14 protein-coding genes, 1 tRNA gene and 2 pseudogenes are annotated in these 16642 nt (G+C 65.5%); 3 read left to right on the forward strand and 14 right to left on the reverse strand.

What is annotated here, in order from left to right:
* Window positions 1-231: 231 nt before the first annotated feature.
* On the forward strand, window positions 232-1209 hold the full coding sequence (hemF, locus tag H8F25_RS15145) for an oxygen-dependent coproporphyrinogen oxidase (protein WP_231597389.1): 978 nt from the start codon (window positions 232-234) through the stop codon (window positions 1207-1209).
* A gap of 26 nt (window positions 1210-1235) precedes the next feature.
* Here hemF and H8F25_RS15150 read toward each other — a convergent pair whose 3' ends face one another.
* Complete coding sequence (locus H8F25_RS15150; RefSeq protein ID WP_197211122.1) at window positions 1236-2129, reverse strand: dehydrogenase; 894 nt, start codon at window positions 2127-2129, stop codon at window positions 1236-1238.
* A gap of 20 nt (window positions 2130-2149) precedes the next feature.
* Window positions 2150-2731, reverse strand: coding sequence for a cofactor assembly of complex C subunit B (locus tag H8F25_RS15155; protein ID WP_370525761.1), 582 nt, complete (start codon window positions 2729-2731; stop codon window positions 2150-2152).
* A 129-nt stretch (window positions 2732-2860) separates the two neighbouring features.
* Here H8F25_RS15155 and H8F25_RS15160 point away from each other — a divergent pair, with 129 nt between their 5' ends.
* Window positions 2861-3535, forward strand: coding sequence for a ribonuclease D (locus H8F25_RS15160; RefSeq protein ID WP_197211123.1), 675 nt, complete (start codon window positions 2861-2863; stop codon window positions 3533-3535).
* A gap of 73 nt (window positions 3536-3608) precedes the next feature.
* Here the strand turns inward: H8F25_RS15160 and H8F25_RS15165 are convergent, their stop codons facing one another.
* Both H8F25_RS15165 and H8F25_RS15170 read right to left on the reverse strand, forming a co-directional pair.
* Window positions 3609-3866 carry a hypothetical protein gene (locus H8F25_RS15165; protein ID WP_197211124.1) on the reverse strand — a complete coding sequence of 86 codons (258 nt, stop codon included), beginning with the start codon at window positions 3864-3866 and terminating at the stop codon, window positions 3609-3611.
* A 70-nt stretch (window positions 3867-3936) separates the two neighbouring features.
* Window positions 3937-5232: a lipid-A-disaccharide synthase-related protein gene (locus H8F25_RS15170; RefSeq protein ID WP_197211125.1), complete on the reverse strand. Its 1296-nt coding sequence runs from the start codon at window positions 5230-5232 to the stop codon at window positions 3937-3939.
* 44 nt (window positions 5233-5276) lie between these two features.
* Here H8F25_RS15170 and H8F25_RS15175 point away from each other — a divergent pair.
* A tRNA-Cys gene (locus tag H8F25_RS15175) sits at window positions 5277-5347 on the forward strand.
* 93 nt (window positions 5348-5440) lie between these two features.
* Here the strand turns inward: H8F25_RS15175 and H8F25_RS15180 are convergent.
* The 10 genes and pseudogenes from H8F25_RS15180 to H8F25_RS15225 form a co-directional block, all read right to left on the reverse strand.
* Window positions 5441-6772 carry a calcium-binding protein gene (locus H8F25_RS15180; RefSeq protein WP_197211126.1) on the reverse strand — a complete coding sequence of 444 codons (1332 nt, stop codon included), beginning with the start codon at window positions 6770-6772 and terminating at the stop codon, window positions 5441-5443.
* A gap of 51 nt (window positions 6773-6823) precedes the next feature.
* Window positions 6824-6883: pseudogene (locus tag H8F25_RS18225) on the reverse strand (hypothetical protein); the annotation flags it as partial.
* A gap of 122 nt (window positions 6884-7005) precedes the next feature.
* Window positions 7006-8517, reverse strand: coding sequence for an IS66 family transposase (locus tag H8F25_RS15190; RefSeq protein ID WP_197211127.1), 1512 nt, complete (start codon window positions 8515-8517; stop codon window positions 7006-7008).
* A 45-nt stretch (window positions 8518-8562) separates the two neighbouring features.
* On the reverse strand, window positions 8563-8748 hold the full coding sequence (locus H8F25_RS15195) for a hypothetical protein (protein WP_197211128.1): 186 nt from the start codon (window positions 8746-8748) through the stop codon (window positions 8563-8565).
* A gap of 136 nt (window positions 8749-8884) precedes the next feature.
* A complete protein-coding gene (locus tag H8F25_RS15200; protein WP_231596891.1) occupies window positions 8885-10252 on the reverse strand; it encodes an IS5 family transposase in 1368 nt (455 codons plus the stop codon).
* A gap of 286 nt (window positions 10253-10538) precedes the next feature.
* Complete coding sequence (locus H8F25_RS15205) at window positions 10539-13355, reverse strand: Mbeg1-like protein (RefSeq protein ID WP_231596892.1); 2817 nt, start codon at window positions 13353-13355, stop codon at window positions 10539-10541.
* Window positions 13356-13415: 60 nt separating this feature from the next.
* Complete coding sequence (locus H8F25_RS15210) at window positions 13416-13574, reverse strand: hypothetical protein (protein ID WP_197211130.1); 159 nt, start codon at window positions 13572-13574, stop codon at window positions 13416-13418.
* Between the two features lie 80 nt (window positions 13575-13654).
* A complete protein-coding gene (locus tag H8F25_RS15215; protein ID WP_197211131.1) occupies window positions 13655-14530 on the reverse strand; it encodes a hypothetical protein in 876 nt (291 codons plus the stop codon).
* A gap of 79 nt (window positions 14531-14609) precedes the next feature.
* Entirely contained in the window at window positions 14610-14867 is a 258-nt protein-coding gene (locus tag H8F25_RS15220; RefSeq protein WP_197211132.1) for a hypothetical protein, read from the reverse strand.
* A gap of 372 nt (window positions 14868-15239) precedes the next feature.
* Window positions 15240-16399 (reverse strand): annotated as a pseudogene (locus H8F25_RS15225) (IS5 family transposase).
* Between the last annotated feature and the right edge of the window lie 243 nt (window positions 16400-16642).

Raw genomic sequence — 16642 nt, forward strand, 5'->3', positions numbered from 1 at the left:
GTGGGCCCCATGGCCCTGGCATGACAGAGGTTCTCGCCCCCTTGTGTGCGGGGGGGGGCGCCTGAAAACGTAAGGAAGTCCCCACCCTGCGGTTCCGCCCCGCAGATCCGCAGCTCGCCCATGCCGTCCGACACGCCGTCCGCATCAGCTTCCGTCGCCAGCTCCGATGCCTCCAGCGGCGTGGCGGCGTTGCTGCCCTCCGACTCGCGGCAGCGGGCAAAGGCCCTGCTGATGGGCCTGCAGGATTCGATCTGCGCCGGCCTGGAGGCGCTCGACGGCGAGGGCCACTTTCAGGAGGAGAGCTGGCAGCGCCCGGAGGGTGGCGGCGGCCGCTCGCGGGTGATGAAGGGCGGGCGCGTGTTCGAGCAGGGCGGCGTCAACTTCTCCGAGGTGGAGGGTGATCAGCTGCCGCCCTCGATCCTCAATCAGCGGCCGGAGGCGGCCGGGCAGCGCTGGTTCGCCACCGGCACCTCGATGGTGCTGCACCCGCGCAATCCCTATGTGCCGACGGTGCACCTCAACTACCGCTACTTCGAAGCCGGCCCGGTGTGGTGGTTCGGCGGCGGTGCCGATCTCACGCCCTACTACCCGTTCCTCGAGGATGCGAAGCACTTCCACCGCACCCTCAAGGGCGCCTGTGACAGCGTCGACCCGGCCTACTTCCAGGTGTTCAAGCCCTGGTGCGACGAATACTTCTATCTGAAGCACCGCGGCGAAACCCGAGGCGTCGGCGGCATCTTCTACGACTACCAGGATCCCTCCGGACAGCTCTACAAGGGGCAGGACCCGGACGGTCCAGCGGCGGCGGCCGGCCGGGCGATCGGCCCGGTCCAGCACGACTGGGAGAAGCTGTTCGCCCTGGCCAGTGCCTGCGGCAACGCCTTCCTGCCCAGCTACGTGCCGATCGTCGAGCGCCGCAACCCCCTGGAGTACGGCGACCGGGAGCGTCAGTTCCAGCTGTACCGCCGCGGCCGCTACGTGGAGTTCAACCTGGTGTTCGACCGCGGCACGATCTTCGGGCTGCAGACCAACGGCCGCACCGAGTCGATCCTGATGTCGCTGCCGCCGCTGGTGCGCTGGGAGTATGGCTACAGCGCAGAGCCCGGCAGCCGCGAGGCCCTGCTCACCGACCTGTTCACCCGGCCCCAGAACTGGCTGGAGGACGCCTCCCTCGAGGAGCGCTGCCGGCCGCATCAGGCGATCGGCTGACGCGGCCCATCAGCTCCCGCCCGGGCTCAGCGCTGCGCGGTGCGGGAGCTGCCGACGGGCAGCGGGCTGCTGGCCTGGGCCGGGTTGGGGCCGCTGCGGCCGAGACCCTCCTCGAGGGCGCGCACCACCCGTTCGGCGATGGCCTGCACCGTCTGATCGCGGCTGGAGGGATCGCGCAGCGAGGCTTCCAGGGAGCCTTCCAGCTTGCCGATCTCCAGCAGGGCGATGCCGCGCCTGGGGCCTCCCAGCACGTTGCGGAAGCGCCAGGGATAGCCGCCGAAGGCGCGGGCCAGGCTCTCGTCGATGCGGCTGAAGGGCCGATGCAGCGGTGGGATCAGGCCGGAGCCGACACCATCGGGGCCATAGGCATCGAAGTGGATCTCCATGGCATAGCCCCCGGCGACGGCGTGTTGGCGCCCCTCGCTCCAGTTGGTGCCGGGCTGATCGCCGTCGACGATCGTGCGGAATGGTGGCCGGTGGTAGCGGATGTTCAGTCCCCGCTGCTGCCCCAGCTGGACGACGGCGATGGCGACCACCATGTTCCAGTAGAGCTCGTCGCTGATGCCGGTGTACATCGGTGCGGCACCGCGCAGGGCCACCGCTTCACCGGGGGTGCCGGCGCCGGAGATGTTCTGGGAATCCGCATGACCCGCCATCACCAGGATCGGCGTGTCCGCCGGCACGGACCGCAGGCCCACCCAGTCGCGGGACAGGCGGCTGCGCGGACCGGTGAGCGGATCGACGCCTCCTCCTGCGTCGTTCGGCCCGCTGCCGGGGGCCTGCCCAGCCGGCAGCAGAGCGGCGGCGCGGGGACGGGCCAGCTCGAGGGACTGGGCCAGCACCGGAGCGGTGCCCGCATGGAGCGGAGCGAGTGCGGCCGCGGCCAGCAGCAGGCCCAGCGGGCGGGAACGACGGGGCATGGGCGAGGCAGCGGGAGGGGTCAGATCGGCGAGGAGAGCAGCGAGCCATCGCTGGCCAGCTGCAGACGCGGACCCAGCTCCTGCTCGATGGCGATCAGTTCATCGCGGTGAGCGCGCAGGCGCAGGTTGCTCGGCGCGGCCTCGCTGTCGCTGAGGAGGCGCAGCTCCAGGGTCTCGGCACGCGCGGCGCGGCGGCGGTAGACCAGGCCAGCGACGGGCCCCAGCAGGGCGAGCAGCAGCGGCCAGGCCCCCAGCGAGGGCAGCAGCTGAGCCATCACCAGGCCCAGGCAGGCGGCTCCCACCGCGCCCAGCAGAGAGAGCAGCAGGGCCAGGGGAAGGCTGGAGCGCACCTGACCGCGGAAGCGCAGCACCTGGCGTCCGGGGTCGCCGCCTTCGGTCTGCCAGCCGCGCTGCTCCAGCCAGTCCTGAAGGCCCTGCAGCACCTCCAGGGGCGGCCGCGGAGACTGAACATCCACCACGGTGGTGCGGTCCTTGCTGGCGGCGCGCAGGAAGAACACCAGGCCGATGGCCATCAGCAGGGTGAGCAACAGCGTCGAGGCCAGGGGGTGCATCGGCGCGGCGTCGGTCTGTCGGATGCTCATCCTCGCCCATCCTCGGCAGGGGAAACGGTCGCGGGGGCTGCAGCCCGTCTCCGGCAGAGGGGGCCGATGCCGCGACCGGCTTCCCGCCGCTGCTGGGTCACGATGGAGAACCCGTCTCTCCCCGCCGCGATGGCTCAGGATTCCGCCGCTCCTTCCGGTTCGAAGCCGCAGACGCCGCCGCCGCAGCGCTTCGCCGTGTTCGACGGCGACCTCGACGCGGAATGGCTGGCTCTGTACAGCCGTGCCCGTGCCCTGGCGATCGACACCGAGGCGATGGGGCTGATCCACGGCCGTGACCGCCTTTGTCTGGTGCAGCTCTGCGACGCCCAGGACAACGTCTGCTGCATCCGCCTGGCGCGCGGCCAGAGCGAGGCGCCGCGGCTGAAGCAGCTGCTGGAGAACACGGCGGTGGAGAAGGTCTTCCACTTCGCCCGTTTCGATGTGGCGGCCCTGGCCGAGAACCTGGGCATCGCCGTGAATCCGATCTTCTGCACCAAGATCGCCAGCCGCCTGGGCCGCACCTACGCCCCGCGCCATGGCCTCAAGGACGTCGTCAATGAGCTGGTGGGCGTCGAGCTCGACAAGCAGGCCCAGAGTTCCGACTGGGGCCGGGTGGAGGAGCTCAGTGAGAAGCAGCTCACCTATGCCGCCGGCGACGTGCGCTGGCTGCTGGCGGCCCGTGACCGGCTGGAGACGATGCTGCAGCGCGAGGAGCGCTGGGAGCTGGCCCAGCGCTGCTTTGCCTGCATCCCGGTGTTCGCCGATCTCGACCGGATGCGCTTCGGCTCGGTGTTCGAGCACTGAGGTCGGCAGATGCAGGCTCCCCGGCGGGCTGTCTGAAGGACCGGCGAAGGCGTTGGCTTCAGTCCTCGACGCTTCAGTCCTCGACCATGAAGTTGTCGTCGCTGCCGACGGTGTGGAGCTGGGCGTTGAACACCTCGCCCATGTCGATGCCGCTGGAGCGGATCTCCTCCAGCATGCGGCCGGCCAGGGCGATCTTGTCGTCAACGGCGCGCAGGCCCTCCCTGACGGCGCGGATGTCCACCTTGCGGCGCGCCGAGGCCAGGCTGATGCCCATGCAGGAGGCCAGCTGACCGCAGGCCACCGTGTAGTCGCGGTCGGAGATGGGAGGCATCGGGGCGGGGGTTCGGGGGAAGGGAGGCCAGCGGTCGGTGGGTGCGCGCAGCGCCTGAAGGGGGTGGCGCTCAGCCCACTCCCAGCAGGCGTTGATCGATCAGCTCGGCCAGCCGGTCGCTGCCGCCGGGGGCGCCCATGCGGCGGCGGCCGATGCGGCCGAGGCGCTGACGCTCCGCCTCATTGTCCAGCAACGTCAGCAGGGCCTGTCGCAGCGCGTCGGGGGTGGGCAGCGGCCGCACCGCTCCCCCCAGCAGACGGCTCTGGCGGCGGGCGAACCCCGCCTTGAATTGCGGGCCTGGGCCGGGCAGCGAGAGAGCCGGCACCCCGAGTCCCACCAGTTGTTCCGTGGCGGTGCCGGCGGTGGCCAGCCCCAGCTCGCTCCAGCCGGCCCAGTGAGCGAAGCGGCCCGCCCCCGCCCACAGTTCGATGCCGCCACGTTTCCAGATCGCCTCCGGGGCCGCGGCGGGGTCGGTGTCCAGCAGGCCAGGGCTGCTGTCCCGTGGCCGGAATCCCATCCCCTGCAGGACGGCCGCCAGCGCATCGCCGTCGGGTTGGCGGCCGGTGGCCAGCAGCACCAGCCAGCGGGTCTCTTCGGCTTCGCCGGCCCCGGGCAGATCCGGCAGGGCGGCCAGCAGGCGTCGGAGGTTGGTGAGGGCCTCCGGCATGCGGCTGCCGGGCAGCAGGAGCACCCGCCTCGAGGTGCGCTGGGCCCTGGGGAGAGGAGCGCCCCGCAGGCCATCCATCATCGGGTTGCCCGGGGCCAGGGCGGGGACAGCGTGGCGGCGGAGGCCGCGGGCGGTGAGGCCGTCGCGCATCGCCACCAGCCGGCAGCGCCTGCTGCGCATCAGGGCCCATTCCCAGGGATCCCACTCGCTGCCCTTGCAGCGGTGGTAGCCGTCGGCGAGGGGGGAGGTCCCCCAGCCGGGAGGAGGGCATGAAGCCCAGGTGTAGTCGCTCTTGGGGGTGCCCAGGAAGCCGTAGGGGCCGCCGCCGCTCCAGGCCAGCAGCAGCGGCAGCAGATCGCCCACCGCCAGCACCGGATGACCGCGGCGACCCCAGGCGCGCACCAGTCGCCATTGGTGCCAGCTCAGCAGCACCAGGCCCGCCCCGAGGTCGCGCAGCAGTCCCGTCAGGCTCTGGTTACTGAAGCCGCCACTGGGGAGTCTTCGCCGCGGGCCGACCCGCATCAGCAGCCCCCGCTGCTCGGCGCCGGCGAAGGCCTCGCCGGTACCCACCAGGGGCAGCACTGCCACGCTCAGCTCGGGCCTGCGCTGCTTGAGAGCCTCTATCAGGGCCAGGGAGATGACGTCCTCGCCATGGCCGTTGCTGAGCACCAGCAGGGGTGGGGGCTGGTGGCTGGGCATGCCGTGGCTGATACGATCCCGTCACGGGAGTTTGCTCCCGGCCTGGCGGCATGGCCAAGTGGTAAGGCAGAGGATTGCAAATCCTTTATCCCCAGTTCGAATCTGGGTGCCGCCTTCGGGACAATCCCGCTGAAACATTGTGGTGCGGCGGGATTGTCGATGTGACGTCATCTCCGGCATTCACGGCGACGTCCTGACATCCGGACGCTCAGAGCACCACCGGCGCTCCGCCGCCCAGATCGGGGGCGCCGCTGAGTTCGAGCTGGAAGTCGACTGCCAGGCTGCCGCTGCAGTTGCCCTCCAGCAGGCCGTTGCCGTTGCTCAGGATCGTGTAGCGCAGCTGGCCGAGGGCGGTGAAGGGCGCCTCGCCGATCCAGACGAACGCCTGGTTTCCCTTCTGGTCGGAGCGGGCATCGATCGCTGAGAGGTCGATGCGATCCGCGTCGTCGAGGGCTGTGATCAGATCGCGCTTGCCGAGTCCCAGGCCCGCCTCCTTGACGTTGGCGAACACGAACAGGTCGGCCCCATCGCCACCGATCAGCGTGTCCACCCCGGCGCCGCCCTGCAGGGTGTCGTCGCCATCGCCGCCCTCGAGCCGGTTGGCGCCGCTGCTCCCGATCAAGCGGTCGCCGTGGGCCGAGCCGATCAGATGCTCCAGGCCGCTGAGCTGATCACTGCCCGCTCCGCCGGTGTTCTGCAGTGCCGTCAGCGCCAGGTTGACCGTCACCGGGGCGCCGGCGCGGGCATAGCTGGCGGTGTCGCCGCCGACGTGATTCCCGCCGACGAGGGTGTCGTTGCCGCCGCCGCCCTCGAGGGTGTCGTCGCCATCACCTCCTTCAAGGCGGTTGCCGCCCTCATCACCCAGGAGGTGATCGTGACCGCTGCCCCCCAGCAGATGTTCGACGGAGAGCAGGGTGTCGAGGCCGGCACCGCTGTCCTGCGGGCCCTGGAGGCTGAGATCCACCCGCACCGGAGTGGTCGTTCCCGCCCAGGAGGCGGTGTCCAGGCCGTCGCCGCCCAGCAGCAGGTCGTCGCCGTCGCCGCCGACGAGGGTGTCGTTGCCGATGCCTCCCTGCAGGGTGTCGTGGCCGGCCAGGCCCTGCAGGAGGTCGTTCCCCTGCATGCCATCGAGCCAGTCATCGCTGTCGCGGCCGCTCAGCTTGTTGGCGGAGCTGTTGCCCATGAAGGTGTTGGGGAATTGGCTGGCGAGCATGCCGGCATCCCAGCGCGTGCCCGATCCGAATTGGATGAACTGCAGCGGATTCCAGGGATTCAGAACTGATAAATCCCGGAAGAAATCCTCGACGCGGATCGTGCTGTAGCCCGCAAGACTGGCATTCTTGTAGGTGATTGTCAGCAGGTTGTCCTGTCGCTCCAGGATCAGACCCTCCGGTCTGACCAGGGGCAGCTCCAGGGTGTTGGTGCTGGCTCCGCTGCCCTCCGGGTTCGCCGCCAGCAGAACATCGCCGCGGTAGTGCCTGATCAGATTCCTGCCTGCTCCGGGCAGCAACGTATCCACGCCGCTGAGGCCTCGGACCATCAGCAGATCATCGCCATCGCCAGCCTCGATCGTGTCACTGCCGCCCTCGCCATCGAGCGTGTCATTGCCGCTGCCGCCCAGCAGCAGATCGTTGCCATCCCTGCCATACAGCGCATCATTCCCCGCCTCGCCCCAGGTAAGCGTTCAGGGGTCGGGACACCCCAGTGCGTCAGTCAATCTCCGATCTCTCCTCTGAGAGGGGCCATCTGTTCCTTCCACGTGTGATCGCTGCCTCAGCGATCCGGCACCAGCGATGGCATCACGCCGCCGAGGCGATGGGCAATCCAGGCCTGCTCCAGGAATTGCCAGACATCGCGGCCCTGCTGCCGCAGGGTGGCGGTGACGGTGAGCAACCGGCTGCGGCAGATGGCGCCGCCGGAGGACTGGACGCCATGGCTGATCTTGCGGTGAATCACCGATTGCCGCAGTGCCCGCTCGGCAGCGTTGTTGGTGGGCTCGATCCCTGGCGTTTGCAGAAAAGTCCAGAGCGCCTGCTTGCGCTGCAGCAACTGGCGACAGGTTCGCACCGTCTGGGCCCAGGGCGTTTGCTCGCCCCGCTCACAGCCCAGATCCACCACCCGCTGCAGCGTGGCCTCGAACGCCAAGCGGAGGGGGTGGCATCGATGCAGGAGCTGGGGCCGGTCGATCGCTCCGCTCTTCCACTGGTGCCAGTGAGCGAACAGATGCTGCTGCAGAGCCAGCATCTGGGCTCCGATCTCCCTGCTGGCGCCCTGGCGTTCAGCGATGGCCGCCAGATCCCGGATCAGGTGGGCCCAGCACAGCTGCCGCTGCTCCACGGGCAGGTGGTTGTAGGCCGAGAAGCGATCACTCACCACGATCCCTGCAAAGGTATGGCCCAGAAGCTCCATTGCCGCTGCACTTGAGCGGCTCAGGCCCTGCAGGAACACCGTAACCAGTGGTGTGACCATGACCCACTGCCAGCCGCGCCTGCCAGCAGGATTACAACCGTCGGCGTTGCCGGTGGGGGCGCCGGTTTCATCCACGTAGGCCACCGGCTGCTGCCGGGCCACCTCCAGGGCTTCCTCCACCGCCTGCTGCAGGGCTGCGCTCAGACGTGCCCGGATGGTGGCGATAGCGCCGCGGCTGATTTCCACACCCAGCAGCTGATCCAGCAGCGCCTGGGTTCGGCCGAAACTCAGGGGAAAGGCGCTGCCCAGCAGTCCCACCAGGCCGCTCAGGCGTGGGCCGTAGCGGCTGGGCTCCACATCCGCCGGCAGCTCGGCGCAGGTGCTGGTGGAGCAGCAGGGGCAGACCAGACGGTGCAGACGGTGTTCGATCACCACCGGTCTGATCGGTGGAATCTCGATCACCTGATGGCGCAGCGGCTCCGCATCCTCCCCCTGTAGCAGGGTGCCGCAGCGGCGGCAGGCGTCCGGGTGGTGCTCGAGCACCTCATCCACACGCGCGATCGGCAGCAGCTCCGGCCCTGCTCCCGGGTGCCCCTGCTGACCACCCCGCTTGCGACCAGTGCCTTTGCAGCGGGTGGGCGGCTTAAAACCCGTGCCGTCACTGGAGGGCGGCTTGGAGGAGTTGCGGGAGTTGCGGCCGATCCGCTCGCGCAGGCTGGCCAGTTCCGTCGCCAGGTCGGTGAGCTGCGCTCGGAGCTGGTCGTTCTCCTGCTGTTGTCTCTGGAGCTGTGCAAGAACCTCAAGGAAGCCAGCCCTCACGCCCACCGGAGTGGAAGCCCAGTCCGCTTCTGAAATCCCGGCCGGAGGGGTGGTCATCGCAGGAAGTCTCTGCCTGAGATGCAACCGGGATTCAAGCCGACGTCAAGGGTTCAGTCGTATCGATGTTCGCGATGAGCTGTCCCGCCCCCCTGAATGGGTACCGCCCCAGATCGTGTCGTGATTGCTGTATCCGGTGATCTGGTTGTCTGCCCCGTCGCCGCGCAGCAGGAGCTCCTTGACGGTCTGCAGGCTCCAGCTGCTGCCATCGCTGAAGCGGATCGTGCTCAACGGGAAGATGGCTTCGAAGAGGGTGCTGCTGTGTCGGGACTCCTGAAAAAGATTCTCGGCCCATCGGCGCCGAATTCGTCCGTTTGCTTCGCGTTAATCAGGCCGGCAAGCGCCGTGACATCAAGTGGGCCAGATCTCAAAAGTCTGGCTTGCAGATGACCGCAGGAGCTCTGATCGCTGACCAGGCCATAAGAAAGCTGTAGATCCACCCAAAAAGAAGGGCAAAAAAGAGGCGCAGCAGCCTCAAGACCTTTTCCGCGCACATCACGACAAAGGCCATCGAGATGGAGGATTCGGCACCAGCTGGTAGACGAACCATGATCAGATCCAGGGAATACTTGCGCTTTCCATATCCAAAGACGCCTTCCACTTCATTGCGTCGAGCTTGATCAGATCGGAGCTGCTGCTTGTGTGCAGTGGTGACATCAGGATCCTTGGGCGGGCGGCCCAATCGCTTGCCGGAGAGGCGAATACCGTTCCTCATGCAGAAATGCCTATTCTTGGCCGTGATATAAATCCGGTCGGCGCAGATGCGCTCTGGGTAAGATCCTGTATCCAGCTTGTATTTTTCCGCCTGAGCGATCAGGTCTTCTCCTTCGTTGTAGGGGTTCCAGCTGATGCGGTGCAAGAACGGAAAGCCGTTTTGAACCGAAACACTGATTTTGGCACCAAACTCCACCGCAGCACGTGCTTTGCCTCGCACCATTGGGCGGATATGGGTCTGCACAAGATTCACCAGGCGGTCTGGAATGCTGTTGGTCTGAGAGGCGAGCAGAAGGCCCTGCTGCCGCTCCAACTCGCTGCAGGCCAACAACTTCTGCCACCAATGCCTCTTGAGCTCAGAAAGCCTTGCCCCACAGCCGATCAGAGCATCAATGGCTTTGAGATTCTGCCGCACATATCCAAGCTGATGTTTAATGGCAGCCTTCACTTTTCGGCGGCGTGGCCGTTTTTGCTTCGCCACTCTCAGGAAATGAGCACGAGCAAGGCCACGGTCGTAGCGAGGTCGATGTCTCCTGAATCCCGATGACTGACTGCACAGATCATCAATGACTCGCTCGGTCGTTGTGCGAGCCTCGCTGAGGAGCCTGAGGTCTCTGGGATAGGTAATGTCGGCAGGAGTGCAACTAGCATCAATCGTGAGAGTGCCCCAATTCTTTCCTTCTGGCCAGTCAGCAGGCTTGATCAACGCATCAAGTTCCAGCTGAGCGCCTCCTCCTCTGGAATCAGGATCATCATGGTCGTCATCGTCTGCTACCTGAGCAAGTGCTTCCAGAAGGATCTCTTTGCCGCGCTGCACCACCAGCTCATTGATACGGCGCAGATCCTCGTCAGAAAAGCGTTTGCGAAAATGCACCATCATCGAGGCATCAAACGGTGCCTTGGCTGTGTAACCCGCAAAGCCGAGAAAGAACTGCATATAGGCGTTCTCTCTGATCTGATGGACAGTCTCTTCGTCGGTTAACCCCAACTTCTGTTTGATGTAGAGAGCACCAAAGGCCATCCGCACTGATTTGGCTGGAGCGCCAATTGTGGCGTTGAATGAGGGGCATAGGCTTGTTCCAGCTCATCCCATGGCATCAGCCCCTCCAGTTGAACCCAGCGATTCTCGGGATCAAGTGTGCCGCCAAATGGCAGGTGGAACTCCTTGATTGAGATCTGACCGTTATTGTGCCTCCGGTACATCTGGAGTGATCAGGAGTAAAGGCAATCACGGATTGCCTGGTTCACGGCCATTTTAGCGGCTTCTCATGCTTGAGACCAGCCGCGGCGCAATGGATCTGGATTTTTCAGGAGTCCCTGTGTCGGAACTGATTGGGCAGGCGGATGCCGTTGCCTGCAGGGCCGAATTCGAGGCTGAGGTCCGTCTCAGAGCGGACCAGCCGGATGTCAGCAGCGCTGATGCCTGGCCCGAGGAGCAGTTCATTCCGGGCCTGATTGGAGTTGCCGATCAGAGTGTCGTACCCATCCCCAAGGTGATGGATCAGGGTGTTCGTACCGTGCTGGAGGCTGAGGCTGTCGTTGCCTGAGCCGCCGACGATCGTGGTGTGTCCTGCAGCGGCACTGGTGCTGATCAGGTCATCGCCTCCTGAGGCCAGGATCAGGTCGTTGCCGCCATCGCTGAGCAGGGTGTCGGGGCGTTCGGAGCCGAGCAGCACGTCGGCGCCGCCACCGCCGCTGATCGTGGCGCTGCCATCGCTGCCGGCTTCGATCAGTTCATCCTCAGCCTGATTCCAGATCCAGGTCTGAGGCGAGGCAGTCGTCTGCCGTGCGGGCAGCAGCAGCAGCCACAGGCGTCGATCGGGTTGATGCAGGTTGTCCAGGGCATGGGCGCGCAGGCCCTGCGTCAGCACCTGACTCACCAGGACGTGGCTGCGCAGTGCCCGGCTGGCGGCCATCAGCTGCTCGTCGCTGCGGGATCGGTTCAGCTGATCCTCCAGGGCGAGCGCAAACCGCTCCGGATCCAGCTGCGGCTGACCCTCGGCATCAATGCGGATCGACCGGCTCCAGAGTGGGGAGAGGAGAAGCTCGGCTTCGAGCAGGGTTCCGATCTGCCGGCAGAGCGCCTGGAAGCTCCCCCGCAGCACGGTGACCGTGGTCTCGTTGTTCAGATCCCAGGCGGCGTTGAGGAAGCGGTCGTTGCTGAAGGCATGCAGAGCAGCGGGAATGCGTGCGTCGAGCAGCAGGCTGCCGGAGGGGGAGGGCGGGTCGGTGATCCCGGCCCAGCTGAAGGCGATGTCCGCCAGCAGGGCCGGACGCTCGCTGCCGTCCGCCAGCTGCCATCGATGCAGCAGCTCCTGCAGATGGCCGCTGCTGTCGGCGTTCAGGGCCTCCTGAAGCCCCGGCACCCGGCCCATGCCACCGATGTCCGGCCATCGTGAGGACAGGTTGTGCGGCGCCGGGGCGCTGTCGCTGTTGGAGGAGGAGACCGGGCTCACCTCTGCCAGGGCTGTGGTGGGCGCCGGTGCGGTCGCCAGCCAGATGTCGGCGAGCAGGTGACGGGAGCCGTCCTGTCGTCGAAAGTGACCGGCCAGCCGCAGATCATTGCCCTGGGCATCGAGACCGCTGCCGGCGCTGAACTCCAGCTCGAGGGAGGTGATGTTCTGGGAGGAGAGGCTGAGCCATTCGCCGTCGTCGAGGCTGCCGTTGCTGTTGCGGTCGCGCCACAGGCCCAGTTCGCCCCATGCGGCATCACGGGCGTCGATCTGTCCGTCGCGGTGGGAATCCAGGTCGGCGAGGGCGGCGAATCCGTGCTCCGCCCGTTCCCCGTTGCGCAGCAGTGTGTGATCGCCGAACAGTTCCAGGCCGGAGTCGATCCGGCCATTGCCATTGAGATCGCGCACGAGCAGGGCCTCCGTATCGGCGATCCAGCCACAGGCTTCGGAGGTGCCATCGCCGTCCAGGTCGAAGCGGACGCCGGAGCTGCTCAGCGAAAGCGTGGCCAGACCATCCCCCGCGAGATCGAGCACCAGCGGACAGCGGAAGATCGGATTCAGCGGCTGCAGATGGGTGGTCAGGGTGGTCTCGTAGCCTGCAAGGCTCGGGCGGCCGGGTAGGGAGAAATTCCCGAGATTGTTTCCAGTGATCGCCTCGACAGAAAACAGCATCTGTTGCTGAAGGCTCCACTTCTGAAGCTCGGTTGCTTCGATCCAGGCCTCTCCAAGGCGTCGTCCCAGCTCCCAGATCGCGGCGGCAAGCCTCGGCCCTTGATCCCGAAGAATCACGGGGCCTGCCTGCATATAGACTTCCCCAAGTATTTGCCCTAGATCCTCCGCAAGGAATAGGGCTGAGCCCATGGGGAGGGTCAGGCTAGCCGCCATGATCTGCATGGCTCCTGCCAAGGTTTCTCCTTCCTTCAGTAGTCTCAATAACCCCATCGCCAGCTCTCCCGCGACCATCTGGGAGGTGTCATAGAGGTCAAGATAATTGGGGCTGGCTTTGCTGATGGTGCCTGCCAGCAGCGACTCAGTCAGCTCCTCTTGCATGTGAGCCGCCAGAACGCCCATGATTTTCCCCTCGGGGTCATCAAGGCGCAGCATTTCGCCGCCCACATGTCCCTTGCCAAAGCGGGCGACCAGGTCGTCTTCGCGGAAGTAGTGGCGGGCTTGGAACCCTTCCATGATCGTGGGGTCGTAGCCGCCGTTCCGCTGCAATCCCCAGACTGCGCCAAGGGCGTTCCAGGTCGTGAGTGAGAGTTGACTAAGGATCTGTGATCGCTTCTCTTCGCTGTCAGCACTCTTTATGAAGTCATAAGCTGAAAACTGAGCCAATGCCCCGCCGAGGCTGTGGCCTGTGATTTCCACCCTTCCGCCTTCCTCAATTAGCAGTTCCAGAATTCGCTGGATATCTCTTTGTGCACTGGCATATTGTGGCCAGCCCAGATTGGCGTCGGCGGAGAGGTCATTGAGCTTGGTGGTTTCGGTGCCGCGGAATGAAATGATGTAGTCTCTGCTTCCTGTGCGGCGGTAGATCTCCATGTGAAGGCCGCTCGGGCTGCTGAGAACCTCCTTGTCGCGCAGATAGCCGGCAGGGGGAGTGCTGTCTGGATAGGAAGAAAACGCAGCCTGAAGCAGCACGGTGGCTTCCGTGGTCATGGTGGATAGCATTGTGATTGAATGAGTGGGTCAGAGCTCTTTGCTCTTCAGCTTCGGGGCCAGTCGCTGAACTCAGCGTTTGGCAATTGGGATGGCGCCGCACAGATCCAGCACCACGAGGCGCGGTCCGCCCTCCGGGATGCCGGTATCCAGGCGTGGCCGAAAGCCGTAGGCGACCCGGCAGCCGTCGGGCGACACGGACGCCTCCTCGACCAGGCCTTGTTCCAGCAACTGGGCAGGGGTGCCGGGGCGCAGCAGGTAGAGACCCGCACCACCAGCGGCGCCGCCGCTAGCGAAGTTGTTGCTGGTAATCAGAATCCCCGGACGGACCGCGGAAGGAATGCGATCGTGCCCGAGCCAATGTCCACCCAGGGGCCGGCGGGGATTCGAAGGGGCTGGCCCTGCAGGTCGCCATTTAGTCTCCAGATCCTTCGGTGATTCGCTGCTATCCAGAGTTGTTTATCGGTGTGACTCTGATGCATGTCGTAGACCAAATAAGTGCCGTCATGGCTGGCATGGATCGCCATCGGAGCCATCGGCTTCGGCATGTAGATACCGGTGGCTTTGTATGTTCGAAAATCTTTGCTGAGGTAGAATACTTTGTTAAAACTGTTTGTTTTTCCGTCACGTTTTCCGAAATCGAGAAAGCCTTCCCCTTGAGCTAGTGGCAACCAGGTGTGGTTGTTTAAGGGCTTTGGCCTAGTGATCCACTCGCAGCTAGCGGGATCCTGGATGCCCGGTCCTGCTGCTTGCGATGCTGCCTGTGGTTGGGGTTTGAAGTCCGGCGCGCGGAGCCTTACGGTTCTGTTCTGGTTTTTCCCGTTTAATTGAAGTGTTTGTATCTGGTCTCCGACTGTGCAGGAGTGATGGCTCCTGCTTAATAGAATTCTGGGGCGTTCTCGCAGATTCCAGAGATATAGTGACTTGTTGTCTGTTTGGGGGGCAGACGGGAAACCGTGAAAGATCACCTTGTCATTGCCAACCCACCCAATCGACCCGAACGGCATATACCCCTGCAGGACCTGCTTGCGCAGCGGGGCCTGCACCGGCATCGGAGGGGTGAGCTGCGCCACCGGGGGTTTCAGCAGACTGCAGCTGCTGACGCCTGGGGCCAGCAGCAGAAGCGCCAATAGCCGGGTGATCCGCTGCCGGGGGTGCGCCCTGATGTTGGAGAACGGCTGATCCATCGGGGGAGGATGACCCGCGGTTGCCGTCAGTGTTCCCCGCCTCGGACAGGCCGTCCAGTTCGCCTCGTCAGCGGGTCTCTCAGGTGTGCGGTGGCTCGCCTGCCGGGCCGGGTGGCGTCAGTGCCGCATCGCGCCGCTGCCGCTGCCAGACCCCCTGGGCCGTGCTGAACAGGGACTGCTGCATCTCGTCCATGAAGCGGCGCAGGCAGGCCGATCGCCCCTCGCTGGCTCCGAGCGCATCGGAGAAGACAGCTGCGTGGCACAGATCCACCAGCAGGGCCACCTCCTCGGACGACAGGCAGACCAGATGCTCCTCGCCCAGATGGGACACCTTCATGGCCTCCGTCCCTCCGATACGCCTCGTTGTGTCGGGACTCTCTCCCGTCGGGTGCGGGGCATCGCCAGGTTCTGCGCTGAAGCATTCGGGCGATGGGGGCACCACCACCCGTGGCCGCGGACGTCCATGCTGAACTCCCATGGCCTGAGGGGCATCGGCGGCATGGCTGGAGCGGACTGCGGACCCTCAGGGTCTAAGAGTTTGCGGAAAAACCGTCAGAAACGCCGCGTTCCTCCCTCGCGTGATCTGATTACGCGCTGTTCGGGCTGGATTCGTTGATTCAGCGGTTCAGAACGCCAGATTTCAGGCGTTTTGCCCCGTTGGGGCTTCCTGGAAGCCGCCTCGTTGGCACACCTCTGGGCAACCACCTGTTCATGCCGCCGCCATCGCCGGTTTGAGCAGGTTGCCCAGCCGGATCAGGTTGTAGGCGATCACGTGCAGGCCAAACACTGCACCCACCTTTTCGGTGCCGCGCAGCTTGAACTGACGCAGACCGCCCCACTGCTTGATCCAGCCAAACACCTTCTCGATGCCGCGGCGGGCATTGATCGACTTGCCGTAGCCCTCATGGCGAGTGGTGCGGCCATCAATGGCGGAACCACCAGAGCGAGCAGTGTTCTGAGCCACGTGAGGTGTGACTCCGATGCGGCGCATCTCTGCGACAAAGCCCCTGGTGTCGTAGTTCTTGTCGGCACCGATCGTTTTCTGGTGGGCACCGGGACGATCTGCCGCCATCACCTTGGCGGCATCCCGCTCTCCGGTGCCCGTCGCTTGCGTGACGCGACAGTCGACGATCAGGGCATGGCGGTTGTCCATGAGCACGTGCCCCCGGTAGCTGGGCAACGCCGGATGGGCCTTGGATTTGCGGCACAGCAAGGCATCCGGATCGACGCCGGAGCGATGGGTCTTGTTGCTGAGCTTGATGCCGCGGAAATCCCCTTTCGCGCGCTTCCTGCCGGGCTTTGGAGCACCAAAGCCCTCGCCAGGGCCCGATGGCGGCGGCGGCGGATCGTCCTGCCCATCAATTCGCTCCAGCGAGGCATGGGACGCCCAGGCCTGCAGCAGGGTGCCATCCACCGAGAAGTGCTCATCGCTGAGCAGCGGCCTGACCTCCGGCGCACCCATCAACTTCTCCAGGAAGCGCCCCATCACCTCCTCGTTGAGCAGCCGCTCGCGGTTCTTGGTGAACGTTGTCGGATGCCAGATCGGATCATCCGGGCTGAGACCCACGTAGCCGCAGGCCCGGCGAAGCCGTAGCAGCGAAAGAGCAGGTTGTAGTGGAGCTGCTCCAGCAAAAGACGCTCCGAGCGGATGCCATAGAACGCCTGCAGCAACGAGGCCAGAAGCAGCTGCTCGGGCGGCACCGATGGCCGGCCTTCTGAGGCGTACAGCGCGCAGAAGGTGGGATTGAGTCGATCAAGGGCCTGATCGGCCAGCTTGCGGATCCGCCGCAGCGGATGACTGGCCGGAATCCGATCCTCGACCGAGACGTAGGAGAACAGCGAGCCGGTGCGCTCCTGTCGACCTCGCATCACAGGGTGGGCGGTTGCCCCATTTTCGCAGGGATGGGCGGGTTTTTCAGCGAACTCCTAAGGCAGGTCTGCTGAGACCAGGCAGTGCAGAGATCCGCACCCAGCAGGCGGATCAGCTGAATGCTCCCAGCAGCATCGAAATCAGCGCGAAGCCCACGATGCCGGCCAGGGCGAGCAGAGAGGCGGAGGCAGGCATGGGATATCCGGCTTTTTCAAAACCATAAAGGAAATCGAAAGACCGCT

Origin of the sequence: Synechococcus sp. CBW1004 (assembly GCF_015840715.1) — a bacterium.
Taxonomy (GTDB): Bacteria; Cyanobacteriota; Cyanobacteriia; order PCC-6307; family Cyanobiaceae; genus Cyanobium.

Excerpts from the sequence above, each read along its gene's own strand:
- hemF (WP_231597389.1), top strand. The coding sequence starts at position 232 with ATGGGCCTGCAGGATTCGATCTGCGCCGGCCTGGAGGCGCTCGACGGC.
- H8F25_RS15150 (WP_197211122.1), bottom strand. The coding sequence starts at position 2,129 with ATGCCCCGTCGTTCCCGCCCGCTGGGCCTGCTGCTGGCCGCGGCCGCA.
- H8F25_RS15155 (WP_370525761.1), bottom strand. The coding sequence starts at position 2,731 with ATGAGCATCCGACAGACCGACGCCGCGCCGATGCACCCCCTGGCCTCG.
- H8F25_RS15160 (WP_197211123.1), top strand. The coding sequence starts at position 2,861 with ATGGCTCAGGATTCCGCCGCTCCTTCCGGTTCGAAGCCGCAGACGCCG.
- H8F25_RS15165 (WP_197211124.1), bottom strand. The coding sequence starts at position 3,866 with ATGCCTCCCATCTCCGACCGCGACTACACGGTGGCCTGCGGTCAGCTG.
- H8F25_RS15170 (WP_197211125.1), bottom strand. The coding sequence starts at position 5,232 with ATGCCCAGCCACCAGCCCCCACCCCTGCTGGTGCTCAGCAACGGCCAT.
- H8F25_RS15180 (WP_197211126.1), bottom strand. The coding sequence starts at position 6,772 with ATGGTCCGAGGCCTCAGCGGCGTGGATACGTTGCTGCCCGGAGCAGGC.
- H8F25_RS15190 (WP_197211127.1), bottom strand. The coding sequence starts at position 8,517 with ATGACCACCCCTCCGGCCGGGATTTCAGAAGCGGACTGGGCTTCCACT.
- H8F25_RS15200 (WP_231596891.1), bottom strand. The coding sequence starts at position 10,252 with ATGGCCTTTGGTGCTCTCTACATCAAACAGAAGTTGGGGTTAACCGAC.
- H8F25_RS15205 (WP_231596892.1), bottom strand. The coding sequence starts at position 13,355 with ATGCTATCCACCATGACCACGGAAGCCACCGTGCTGCTTCAGGCTGCG.
- H8F25_RS15215 (WP_197211131.1), bottom strand. The coding sequence starts at position 14,530 with ATGGATCAGCCGTTCTCCAACATCAGGGCGCACCCCCGGCAGCGGATC.
- H8F25_RS15220 (WP_197211132.1), bottom strand. The coding sequence starts at position 14,867 with ATGAAGGTGTCCCATCTGGGCGAGGAGCATCTGGTCTGCCTGTCGTCC.